14 protein-coding genes are annotated in these 11,804 nt (G+C 61.1%); 1 reads left to right on the forward strand and 13 read right to left on the reverse strand.

Annotated features, from left to right (window positions below; all coding sequences use genetic code 11):
- Positions 1-54: 54 nt before the first annotated feature.
- From eglC to AC0L2M_RS00260, 13 genes are all read right to left on the reverse strand, one after another.
- Positions 55-1,446: an endo-1,3-1,4-beta-glycanase EglC gene (gene eglC, locus AC0L2M_RS00200; RefSeq protein WP_128172282.1), complete on the reverse strand. Its 1,392-nt coding sequence runs from the start codon at positions 1,444-1,446 to the stop codon at positions 55-57.
- A gap of 267 nt (positions 1,447-1,713) precedes the next feature.
- Positions 1,714-2,535: a D-glutamate cyclase family protein gene (locus AC0L2M_RS00205; protein ID WP_473533714.1), complete on the reverse strand. Its 822-nt coding sequence runs from the start codon at positions 2,533-2,535 to the stop codon at positions 1,714-1,716.
- A 161-nt stretch (positions 2,536-2,696) separates the two neighbouring features.
- A complete protein-coding gene (gene sctT / locus AC0L2M_RS00210; protein ID WP_128245332.1) occupies positions 2,697-3,509 on the reverse strand; it encodes a type III secretion system export apparatus subunit SctT in 813 nt (270 codons plus the stop codon).
- 9 nt (positions 3,510-3,518) lie between these two features.
- On the reverse strand, positions 3,519-3,788 hold the full coding sequence (locus AC0L2M_RS00215) for an EscS/YscS/HrcS family type III secretion system export apparatus protein (protein ID WP_023799503.1): 270 nt from the start codon (positions 3,786-3,788) through the stop codon (positions 3,519-3,521).
- Positions 3,789-3,806: 18 nt separating this feature from the next.
- A complete protein-coding gene (gene sctR / locus AC0L2M_RS00220) occupies positions 3,807-4,460 on the reverse strand; it encodes a type III secretion system export apparatus subunit SctR (protein ID WP_128245331.1) in 654 nt (217 codons plus the stop codon).
- A complete protein-coding gene (sctQ, locus tag AC0L2M_RS00225) occupies positions 4,453-5,427 on the reverse strand; it encodes a type III secretion system cytoplasmic ring protein SctQ (RefSeq protein ID WP_473533715.1) in 975 nt (324 codons plus the stop codon). Before sctQ ends, sctR begins: the two co-directional genes overlap by 8 nt.
- A gap of 151 nt (positions 5,428-5,578) precedes the next feature.
- Positions 5,579-6,067: a hypothetical protein gene (locus AC0L2M_RS00230; RefSeq protein WP_473533716.1), complete on the reverse strand. Its 489-nt coding sequence runs from the start codon at positions 6,065-6,067 to the stop codon at positions 5,579-5,581.
- Positions 6,054-7,412 carry a FliI/YscN family ATPase gene (locus tag AC0L2M_RS00235; protein WP_473533717.1) on the reverse strand — a complete coding sequence of 453 codons (1,359 nt, stop codon included), beginning with the start codon at positions 7,410-7,412 and terminating at the stop codon, positions 6,054-6,056. Before AC0L2M_RS00235 ends, AC0L2M_RS00230 begins: the two co-directional genes overlap by 14 nt.
- Positions 7,409-8,029, reverse strand: a complete 621-nt coding sequence (gene sctL / locus AC0L2M_RS00240) for a type III secretion system stator protein SctL (protein ID WP_473533718.1) — start codon at positions 8,027-8,029, stop codon at positions 7,409-7,411. Before sctL ends, AC0L2M_RS00235 begins: the two co-directional genes overlap by 4 nt.
- A 5-nt stretch (positions 8,030-8,034) precedes the next feature.
- Entirely contained in the window at positions 8,035-8,607 is a 573-nt protein-coding gene (locus tag AC0L2M_RS00245; protein ID WP_473533719.1) for a SctK family type III secretion system sorting platform protein, read from the reverse strand.
- A 47-nt stretch (positions 8,608-8,654) separates the two neighbouring features.
- Entirely contained in the window at positions 8,655-9,494 is an 840-nt protein-coding gene (gene sctJ / locus AC0L2M_RS00250; protein WP_473533720.1) for a type III secretion system inner membrane ring lipoprotein SctJ, read from the reverse strand.
- Positions 9,495-9,503: 9 nt separating this feature from the next.
- Positions 9,504-10,166, reverse strand: a complete 663-nt coding sequence (locus AC0L2M_RS00255; RefSeq protein WP_473533721.1) for a hypothetical protein — start codon at positions 10,164-10,166, stop codon at positions 9,504-9,506.
- Between the two features lie 20 nt (positions 10,167-10,186).
- Positions 10,187-10,663, reverse strand: a complete 477-nt coding sequence (locus AC0L2M_RS00260; RefSeq protein ID WP_287209898.1) for a type III secretion protein — start codon at positions 10,661-10,663, stop codon at positions 10,187-10,189.
- A gap of 16 nt (positions 10,664-10,679) precedes the next feature.
- On the opposite strand from AC0L2M_RS00260, the gene AC0L2M_RS00265 reads away from it, so the two are divergent.
- A complete protein-coding gene (locus tag AC0L2M_RS00265; protein ID WP_473533722.1) occupies positions 10,680-11,777 on the forward strand; it encodes a L,D-transpeptidase in 1,098 nt (365 codons plus the stop codon).
- Positions 11,778-11,804: the final 27 nt, after the last annotated feature.

Below are 11,804 nucleotides of genomic sequence, written 5' to 3' on the forward strand. Positions count from 1 at the left end.
GGCCGCGCCCGAAATGATGACGAACGTGTCGGTGCCGAGTCCATCTGTCAAATGTCAGATAACCCAGTCTTGCAACGCATAGGCATGGATGTAGTCGATCTGCATTTCGGCAGGCGTCGCAAGCTCGTCGGCGGGCTCTCCCGCCTGGCCACCAATCCCCATATTCACCAGCATATACATCGGGTCATGCATGTCGGCAGGCGTTGCGGCACGAGCGACTTCGACGTCGTCGAAATACCAGACGAGTTCGTCTTCTGTCCAAAGCACACCATACGTATGGAACCCTTCGGTATCCGCGGCATAGGCCGTCGTGCCTACTGTTGTATGAGTTCCCGTCGCGTTCGAGTGGCCTGTCAGGATGAGCTTGTTTGGATCTTTACCGAACATCTCGATGACGTCCAGTTCCGGTGGCCAGGAGCCGTCCGCCGGGAGAAGCCAGAAGGCCGGCCAAGCACCTTGTGTTTCGGGCATGTCGGCTCGAATTTCAAAATAGCCGTAGGTCTGCGCGAAGGATTCGTAGGTCGTCAGCAACCCTGACGTGTATTCGTAGTTATTTATATAGGGACGGATCGCCTCAGGAGCCCGGGCGGCGGTAATGGTGAGAACGCCGTCCTCGATGCTGAACGGATTGACGGAGCGTGTCGGGGCGTAGTCGGTATCGATGTACCATTGAAGATCATTGTTGCTCGTGAGCGTGCTGCCGTTCTCGGCCCCCCACCAGTAATTCGAATCCCAGGTGCCGCTCGAGCCGTTCCACAGGTCCAACGTATCGAACTCGTCCGAAAAGGTCAGTTCCAGGGCAGACCTGTCCACGGCCAGCTTGAACTGGCTTGCGGTGAAATCGCCGATGGTCTTGTTGGCGAAGACGAGAAACTCGCCGTCGGACAGATTTAGGCGGACGTTGGCTCCCGACTGGACCATGTTGGCGCGCACCTCTTCGAAGGAGGTGAAGCCGTAGCTCCCGACGCGAACCGTATCCGTCGCGCCAAGGTCCAGGATTAGGTCACTGCCGTTGCCGGGGTTGACGACGAAAATGTCCGCCCCGGATCCGCCCTTGAGCACGTCATCGCCCTGCAAGCCGTCGAGCGTCTGTTGGCCGGAGCCGCCGGTAACGATGTTGTTCAGCTCGTTTCCGAAAGCATAGCGCTTGTCGCCGGTGACCGTCAGGTTCTCGAAATTCGCCGGGAGTTTGTAGCTCATCCAGGTCGAGATGGTGTCCACCCCTTCGCCGGACAGCTCGACCGCCTTGTTTTTCGCGGCATACAGATAATAGATGTCGTCGCCCTTGCCGCCACGCATTGTGACGGTGACGGCAGCGTCGCCATACATCGAGTCGTTGTATGTGCTGCCATAAAGTGTCGGGCCGGAATTCGTCGCCGAATACCACTTTACGGAGGATCCGCTGTAGGGAAGTGGAACGCCTTTGGCGTTCAGTACCGTGGCCATCCCGGTCCTTTCTCCTTTGTCTCGCTCGATACCAGCCCTAACATCTATCGAGGGCAAAAGTAGCCAGTACTTTTTCACTTTCCAGTTCGGAAGGTTACCAAATGGTTATCACCTAGTGGGAGCACTTGCCGGGGAGCTTCACTGCCTCGAGTGCACAAGGTTGGGCCACTGCAACATGATCGAAGATGTGGTGAGGCAGATCGAGACCGACTCTCACCGCATTTCGCATCTCGAATAGCATTAACGCTGACCGGTGATGAAGAACTGCTAGTAGACTTTGAAAGCGCCCGCATCGGCTCGTGCATCGACATCGGTGATCAGCATGTGCCCCGGCGATACCGTGATCGAGGTCGCCAGTTCGGCGCGAGCAAGCGCATCCTGCGCGGTGATGCTGCTGGCCCAGAACACAGCGACCTCCCCGTCGATGATTTTGACCGCATCGCCCCAGTCGGGAGCCATCAAATCGGCTATTCCGATGATCGTGGGATCTCCGACATGGATGGGAGAGCCGTGGGCATGCGGGAAGCGTGCGGTGAGAGCGCGAACCCTGTCGACATCGCAACGGCTTATCGGACGCATCGAGACGACCATTTCGCCACCAAACGGTCCGACGCGGCACGTCTGAATCCTGGTTCGAAACTTGGGCGAGGCCTTCCCGCAGCCGATGCGGCTCAGTTTCTTTTCGGCAAGTGCAGCTTCGACGGTCAGCGAACTGCCGAGCGCGAAAGCGGCAAAATCATCCTGCCACAGGTCGATGATGTCCGTCCTCCGACGGGTCAGCTCGCCGAAATGATAGATGTTGTACTGGGGGGCATCGGTGCGGATGTCGATGTCGCCCAGCGCTGGGATCAATGGGCTGCCGGCGCGATTAACGCCGACCAATGGACAGGGTTTCGGGTTGCGGATGCAGAACTGGTGGAAATCGCTGGCAAAGCTGCGCGGCACAATCACAACATTGGCCTGGAGCTTGCCGTGCGCCAGCCCCCCCGTGTGCCCCTCATAGGCGCCCATTCTGACAAGCCTGCGCAGCCTGTCCGCATCGACCAGTCGCAGGTCCTCGAAGATCGGTGAAGTGGTCAGGCGAGCCATGGCTTCCGGTTCAGAGACAAGTCGGGAGGGCGTAAGATCGTTGGCGGCTCGGCTGCTTGTCAAATTGTCAGAATCTTTCCTCAACGATAAATTGTATTTATTGGCCGGCCAACGATTGCTTCATCTTACGAACGACGCTTGCGCAAACCTTCCTGGTGTCATTAACAGCTGCGGCAGCCGATCGCTTCTATCTGTCGGCCTGCCTCGCGCAGGAAGCCAAGGTCCCGCTCCATGTAGAAGAGCAGGAAAGCAGAATAGAGGACAAAGACGAGGCTAAACACCAGCGTCTTCACGATCAGCGAAAGCGCAAAAACGTTGAGGTGCGGCGAGGCGCGCGCCAAAAAGGCCAGCACAAGGTCGGACAACAGCATGCTGATGATGAGCGGGAAAACCAGGGTCAATGCCATCATCAGAATGCGGTTCAAGAGATCGAGGAAGATGCCGGCTGCATCCTTGCTGAACACCGGCAGAAGCTGGTCGATCGGCCACAGGCCATAGCTGTCGTAGAGGCTGGTCAGGGAAAGTTCGAGGCCGCCGGCGGCCAGGTAGACCGTGACCATGATGACGGCGAGCAAGGTGCCGGTGGCGCTCGTCTCATGGGTCATCATCGGATCGATCAGCGTGCCCATCGTCGAGCCGCGCTGCAGGTCCAGGATATCGCCGGCAGCCTCGGCCGCCCAGAACGGAATGCCCATCGCCAGCCCGAGCGTTACCCCGACGACGACCTCCTTGAGCATGTAGGCGACGATCATCGTCGTCGCGATGTCGGTGTTTGTCAGCTTGTCGACGATCATCGGAAAGACCGGAACCGCCAGCGCCAGGGCAACGCCGTTGCGCAGAAGGCCCGACAGCGGCACGCGCGAAAAGAGCGGCATCAGCAGCATGAACCCGGTCATGCGGGCGAGCGCGAAAGCTCCCGCCAGAAGAAACAACTGAAGCTCCTTGACCGACGCGAAGAAGGGTTCGACCGGCATCCGCGCGCCTCAACGCGTAACGACGGGGAATTCGTCCAGCGCCGTCGAGGCCTGCTCGGCGATCTGCTGGCCAAGCAGCGGGCCGAAGACGATGATGACCAGCAGGATCACGACAAGCTTGATCGTCTGCGGCAGCGACTGGTCCTGAATTTGCGTCAGCGCCTGGGCCAGCCCGACCAGGATCCCAACGGCCAGCGCCGCGACGATCGCCGGGCCCGACGCGAACAGCACCGTCAGCAGCGCGCCCTGGACCTTCGCCAGGATGAAGTCATTGCTCATGCAAACCTCCCAGCGGCGTCAGACGTAACTCAGGATCAGGCCGTGCATCAGCCGCGACCAGCCATCTATGGCGACGAAAAGGAATAGTTTCAGCGGGACCGAAATGAGGACCGGCGAGACCATGATCATGCCGAGCGTCATCAGAATGTTGGCAACGACGATGTCGATGATGAGGAAGGGAAGATAAAGCAGAAAGCCGATTTCAAATGCCCGCGTAAGCTCTGACGCGACAAAGGCAGGAACGAGTATCGAAAGATCGTCGTCCTTCAGATCTTGTCGTGCCTGTTCCGGCCACAGGCGGTTCGTCCCATCGAGAAAGAACTGCCGCTCTTCCGGCTGGGTGAACTTGATCAGGTGCTGCTGCAATGGTTCCCTCACCAGTTGCGTCGCCCTGGCGAGGTCCTCGGTCGTCTGGAACTGAACCTGTCCTTCCTGGAGCCGTCCCGACATCTCGCTCAGCAACGGCGTCGTGACATAGACCGTGAGCACGAGCGCTATGCCGTAGAGCACCAGATTGGGCGGCATCTGCTGGACGCCGAGCGCATTGCGGATGAGGAACAGCACGACCGAGATCTTCAGGAAACCGGTCATGGTGACGACTGCCAGCGGCAGCAGACCGACAAAGCCGACGGCAATCAGGATCCCAAGCAGGTTGGGCGAATTGTCAAGCATTGTCGAACATACGGGCGATCCGCACGCCCAGGCTCTCCCCAATCCGGACGATCTCGCCACGGCCGACGCGTTTGCCATTGGCGATAATGTCGACCGTCTCCTTCGTCACATTGGCGAGCGGAACGATGGCGCCGGGCGCAAGCTGCCTTACCTCGCCGAGAGGCAGCGCCGTGCGGCCGAGTTCGAAGGCAAGCGCAACCGGCAGCTCGTCCAGAGTTGCCTCCTCCAATGCCTGATCGGCGTGCGGCGGCGTGTCTTGGTTCATGGTCCACTCCCATTTCGATCCAGCGATTGCAGTCGGCGCGGCAAGCAGTTGCGGCCCGCTAGCAGTCAGCACCGCCGGGGCATAAAGCCGCTCGGCAATGACCAATGCCGCCTCTTCCTCTTCGTCATCGAAAAGCACCACATCGCCAGGTTGCAGGCTTTGAAGCTCACCAAAGCTGATTGTAAGCGCGTTGCGCCAGAGGCAGACCGGCAACGGGAATTCGGCAGGAACCGGAGGTCTTGCTTTGCCGATCGCGTCGAGAAAGCGCCCGGCCCGCACCGCCAGACCGACGCTGTCGGTGTGCAAGGCGCAACCTATGGTTTCGTCCTTGCCGGCCAGGACGAAAGCCAACGCGGTTTGGTCCAGAACGCTGTCTTCTTGTTCGATCGACGTAATAGCGATCGTCTCGCCCAGCTTGCTCTCGATCCATTCGAGATCTTTTTCGAATTCGGACTCCAGCAGCAGTGCGGCGTGAGCGGGTGCCGGTCGTTTCACGTCGATCAGCTCGTCAGCCTTGGCAAGGCCTCGTTCGACAACAGATAACGGCAAGCGCAATTTGCCCGCCATGTCTCCGAGAGTGAACGCAATCGTGCATATTGGCTGGTCCACAGGGTTTGGCGCCGGCCAGACGGCGGCGATCGCCATGGTTTTCCCGGCAATCGTGATCTGCGCGGCAGCACGACGGCGGTAGAAGGCGTTCAATGCCTCAACCTCCCCAGCCGCAACAGATTCCAATGTCAGCGGCTCGCCAACGCTCGAGCGTGTGCGTCTGACCGGCTCTGCGCGCGCTTTCTTTTTTGCCGACGCCAAGGCCTGAGGCATCACACTTCCATATTCACGATCACGGATTGGACTATCGTTCTGCGGGCAAGCGCATTGGACTGCGCTCGTCTTCCTCGAAAAGCTCGGCAAGCGCCAGGCTGCGACGCGCAGTGCGTTTGGTCAGATGCTGCAGCAGCCCGTCCAGCTTCGTCACCGCCTTCATGCTGGCGCGATGAACGTTGCGGGCGGCCGATAACTCGGTTTTGCGTCGTTGCTCGGTGACGCCGGCCATCTTCTCGTTTTCCCGGAGCTGCTCGGTTTGCCTGGCGGCGTTCTCGAACTGTCCCTGAAGCCGGTAAAGGCTGGCGGCCTTCACCGGTTGTCCAACAAGCGAAGCGAATGCTGCATCCTCTGCGTCGGCTGTGTGCTGCAGGTGTTTGCTGACCGCGGCGGCTGCCTCCCGAACCGTCCCGGCGGCGCGCTGCGCAGCGGCGTATCGCCTTATGACCGCTTCGTTTGCGCGCTGTTCACCGTGGCGCCTGAGGTCGCGCAATCGTGCGATCATGTCACGATCTTTCATTGACGATCCCCCGCATACGTTCGCGTGTCTGCTCGATTGTCTCGTGGGTGGCGGACGGTTGTCGCAGGAAGGCGTTGATGGTGTCGATCTTCGCCACCGCCTCGTCCGCCACCGCATCGCTGCCCTTTTCGTATTCGCCGACGCGCAGCAGCAATTCGACGTCGGCGTAGCGGGCGAGCAGCTCCCGCAAGCGGCCGGCGTCCGACCGATGCTCAGCCGGCACCACCGTGTCCATGAGGCGGCTGCGGCTGCGCAGCACGTCGATGGCCGGGAAATGGTTGCGCTGCGCAAGCTCGTTCGACAGAAAGACGTGGCCGTCGAGAAGCGCCTGGATTTCTTCGGCAACCGGATCCAGCGTGCCATCGCCCTCCAGAAGAACGCTGTAGAGGCTTGTAATCGAGCCGACGCGGCCAGGCCCTGAGCGCTCGAGCAATCGGGGCAGGACAGCAAAAAGCGAAGACGGAAAACCGCGACGCGTCGGCGGTTCGCCTGAAGCGAGGCCAATCTCGCGCTGCGCACGGGCAAACCGCGTGATGTTGTCCATTGCCAGCAGCACATGCTTGCCCTGGTCGCGAAAATATTCGGCAATGCTGGTTGCCACATAGGCGGCCTTGACGCGCTCGATCGCCGGCCGGTCGGACGTCGCGACGACGATGACTGCGCGCGCCAGCCCTTCCGGCCCAAGCTGATGCTCGATGAATTCGTGCACTTCACGTCCGCGTTCGCCGACAAGCGCAACCACGGCAACATCTGCGTCGGTGCCGCTGACGATATCCGAAAGCAGGATCGACTTGCCGACGCCAGGCTCGCCGAAGATGCCGACGCGCTGCCCACGCGCGCAGGTGAGAAGCCCATCGAGGGCGCGGATTCCTAGCTGGATAGGCTCGGAAATCAAACTGCGCTCCAGCGGCGACGGCGGATAGGCGTTGACCGGATAGCTGCCGGTAATGCCATCCGGCGCAAGCGGCTTGCCATCCAATGGCTCGCCGAACGCGCTGATCACCCGACTAAGCAGGCCAGGCCCGACAGGCACCGTCTGGGTCTTTCCGGTCGCAATGACCTCGGTGAGGCTTGAAAGGCCGGTGAGATCGCCAAGCGGAACAAGGATCGCCATCTCGTCCATGAGCCCGACGACTTCCGCCTTGGTCGCCGTGCCGGTCCTGGGATCGAGGAGTTCGCAGATCTCGCCGATCCGAACCTCCTCCACGGTCGCGTGAATGACCGTGCCGGTGACCCGCCGTACACGCCCTTTCCTCGGCCGGCTGGCATCTTCACGCAGGCCGGAACGCAGGTTCGGAACGATCGATGCGAGGCGGCTCTCGAGCTTGGTGGCGGGACTTGTCATGCCGCCGCCTCGGCCTTTGATGAAATCGCAGCGGCAATGGCGTTGAGCTGTGCCTCGATGCTGGCGTCGATGACGGCAATGTCGGTCGAGAGGATGCAGGCGTCCGTCGCCAGCGTATCGTCGGCGTCGATCTCGATCGTCATGCCCAACTCACTCTCGCGCAGGACCGCGTTCAGTTCGTCGCGAACCCTGTTAACGGAAGCAGGATGAAGTCGGACTTTGAGATATTTGGCGCGGCGAATTTCAGTGACGGCCTGCGCGGCCGCCTTGGCGACCAGCATGCTCGCGTCGAATTCTCCCAGCACGCGCCTGACCACATCGAGAGCCAGAGTGATGATTTCGGCTTCCAGCCCACCGAGATAGCGATCTACCTTGACCGCGGTCTCGCTCACCAGACGCGCCGCATCCTCGTCGCCTCGGGCCTTGCCGTCTTCATAACCCTGCGCATATTCGGTCGCATAGGCTCGCCGAGCGGCGTCACGCAACTGCTGCGTATCACGCCTGGCTTCGTCGAGAAAAGCGTGCCCATCCTGCCAGGCGCGTGCCTCGGCAGCGCGCAGGATGCGGGCGACGGGGCGCCTCGGCACGGCAGTGGTCACTTTGTCCGGTTCGACCATATCGCCTAACCCATTGCCCGTCGAACGATTGCCGGACCAGCTTCGGCAAATGGTTCGGCTGTCGGCTGGTCGACAAGCGCATGCGGCATCAGCTTCAGACGGACCCGCATGCTCGTTTCGCCCGGCATCGCCTGACACCAGGCGCCAAGGCAACGCAGGCCGTCGGCATGGACACGACCATAAATGTCTTCCAGGGGCTCCAACGGCTGCATTGGACCGGCCAGATCGCGGTTGGCGACTGCGAAAGCGCAGATTTCCGCGCCGAGCGCTGTCTGCAACGCGGCGGCCTGGCGTCCATCAATGACGGCGGCCAGACCGCCGGCCCAGTAGATCGCGCCGGCGCGAAGCGCAAGGTCCTCCAACTCCTCACCCGACGACAAGGCAATCGCCAGGTCTGTCTCATCGGCTGGTTCGTTGGAGACGGCGCCGCTGAGGCCGTAACGGTCGAGCAGAAGCACTGACAATCGCTCATGCAGGCGCTGCGACCGCAACATACGCTCGCAGGCAGCCTCGCCGATCGTGCCGCCAAAGCATTGTGCCAGCCGGGCCGCATCCGCATAGCCTGCGGGACTGGACATGAATGTCTGCCATTCCGGGCTGGCAGTTTGCTTCGAGCCGGTTTGGGTCATGTCTTCTTCACAGGCATGGCCGAAGCGTCGAGCGCATAAACGCCGGGTCGTCGATACCACTGGACGTAAGCCAGGCGGGCAGCCAGCGCCGCTATAGCCGCCGTCATGCCGTAAAACAGCCACATCGCGGCGGCGACGCTGTCGGGATGCAGCCAGAGGCCGAGGAACGTCGTGAAACCTGGCTCGCCGGCTGCGTGCTCGGGAACTGCCGCAGTCACCGGAATGAGCGTGACGGACACATTGTCATAAGTCAGCCCGGCGATGCCTTTGGCCACTAGCATCTTGACCTGCGGGATCAGCTCATTCATCGGAACGGATGCGCGATGCCGGATGAAAACGGAGGCGGACGATGGCACCAGCCGCTGTCTCAGCGGATCGTTTTCGGGCAGGACGAGATGAACGCGCGCGGAAAGCACGCCGTCGATGTCCGAAATCGTCTGCGACAGTTCCTGGCTCAGGCCATAAATCATCGTCGCACGCTCTTCGACCGGCGAGGATACAAGCCCGTCGCGCTTGAACACCTCGCCGAGCGTCTGGAATTCCTGTTTGGGCAACCCGCTTTCGTCGAGAATCGCCATGGCCTCGGCGAAACGGTCCTTCTGTACGGAAACCGTCATTTTGCCGTCCTTGGCCGCCTCGCGTTGGGCCGGGATGCCATGACGCATCAGCGTGGCCACGATCTCGTTGGCCTGCCGCTGGTTGAGGTCGGAATACAGCTCAACCGAGCACGCCTGGAGCACAAGCATGCTCACCACGACGAGCGCGACGCGGCACCGGACGCCGCATCGATCAAATAGTGTCGACCGCCGCGGCAAGGATATCGTGTGCACGAACACTCCGTAGGCTTACTGTTGCTTGATCAGCGTGCTGGTGGACGACGTAACGGCCGTTACGCTGCTCGTGACCACTTCGAGATTGGCGGCTGCCCACATCACCGAAATGGATCGTTCGAGCAATTGCTCGGCATTTTTTGCGGTGGCGTTTTCGTCTTCCTTGCCTGACGGGGCCTTGCCTGACGGGACGGTCTTCCCGGCGCCATCCTGCATGGCGGCCGTTTCAGCACTCACGGTGGCATTTGCCTGGGGGGCATTTGCCTGGCCAAGGGCCCTCTGGACCTGCTGCATGGTCCCTTCCAGCGACTGAACCGCAGAACCGAACAATGCAGACGGATCCGTGAGCGCTCCGCCCCCAGCCTTCTCCACCTCGGCCAGATAGTCGAACAGCTTGTGTTCGGCGATCGGCTCCGGCTTTTCCAGTTTGGACGATTGTCCGGCCATCGCCGGATTGGCTCCCGAAGACGACTGCGCCACCTGCTGGCCTGCCCGCGCGGCGACATCACCGCGTTCAGGCATACTGACCTTCGCGGCATCATGTTTTTCCTGATTGGCACCCACCATCCGGTTACCCGGCTGCGCTGTCGCGCCGGCGGTGATCTGCTGCTGCGAAGCCATGCTGGTGGTCAAGTTCGCCAGCGTGGCTTCCAGGGCTCCAATCGGCGCGATTTGCATGAACCTGCCCTCCTGCTTGCTTAGTTCGGTTTGCCGGAGGGAACATTCTGCGCCTCCGCCTGCCTGCCGCGGAAAACGCGGACCGGCACAACTTTGCCAACATCCTGCTTCGTGCTCGGCGCCGCAGGAACTCCCAGTGTTTTCCTGACAAGTTCAACATAGGACGGCGGCCCCGATACCGAGACAACATCGTCCTGCCTGGACACCTTGATCGGAAACTTCGGGTCAACGACCCCCAGCCGCGAAAGCCGATCTTCCGCACCGGCAGCCGTGTTGGCATCAAGCGCGATCATTTCCGTCCGGACCTCGGCTTCGGTCGCAACGTTCATGACGATGCCATCGAAATGCCAGACCAAGCCGTATCGATCGCAGATCTCTTGCAGGAACTCGCGCGCCGTTCCAACCGGCATGCCGGCGCTTAAACGCCCCTTTACGAGTTTGCTGACACGCATCGGCACCCGCATGTTGCGGCCTAGCTCGACCAGCGCGTCGGCCACCGACTGATCGACGGTGATGTATTTGTACGGGCCGGCAGGCCAGCGCGGTTCGGCGGCGTTGGCCTGCGACGAGGCAAGGCCGAACGCCAGGATCATCGCAAGACCGCAGGCGACAAAAGCAGCCCTGGCTCCCGAGAACCAATCCGCATGGCAGGTGTCGCGTCCCGTCAACATTGGTCCTATCGCAAAGGGACGCACGAGCGATGGCCCGCGTCGCTGGTTTCATGATTTACCCGCCGATTCACTCTATCGTGCACATTGCAGAATTGGAAGTCCAATTGGATTGCGCACGAGCATTTGGTGCCAAATGTTGCGAACCGCCTGCAAAGCGATATGGTGCGCGCTGGAATCAGGTGATCGTCAGCTGGACGCCTGGATGCAGAAGAGATCGGTCTTGGCGGCAATCATGATCCTGCTTGCGAACCTGCCTGTTCCCGTCAAGGTTGCGGGACGCAAAGTCCGGGTCGCCCCGCGCCTTAACCAGAGGTTGCGTGCATTTCTGATCGCTGCCCTATCGATTGCCGCGATGGCGCCGGCGCAGGCCCAATCGAATAGCGGTTATGACCCACGAAGCTGGACCTACGATCCGGCAAGAAATGTGCTGGTCTCCCCTTCCGCACCCGACCAGACTTCCGATGGAGAAACCCGGAGCGACTGGTCAGCAACCCCCAGGGAGATCGTGCATTTCAGTGAGGCTCAACCGAAGGGATCGATCGTTATCAGCACCACGGAGCGGCGGCTTTACTACATTTTGGGCAACGGAAGGGCGCTGCGATACGCGGTGGGCGTTGGAAAGGAGGGCTTGGAGTGGGCCGGCCGCGACACGATTTCGAGCAAGAAGACCTGGCCGGACTGGCGGCCGCCGGCCGAAATGCGATCCAGGGAAGCGTCAAATGGCCGCTTCCTGCCTGCCCATGTCGAGGGAGGACCGAACAATCCATTGGGCGCGCGCGCATTGTATATCGGCAACACGCTTTATCGCGTCCACGGCACCAACCAGCCATGGACCGTCGGACAGGCCAACTCCTCCGGTTGCATTCGCATGACCAATGACGACGTCATCGATCTTTATGACCGCGTGAAGATCGGCAGCCAGATCATTGTGCGGCATTGATGGCCGTTCCCGAAAGCCGCAAATGAG

Source organism: Mesorhizobium sp. WSM4806 (assembly GCF_055811635.1).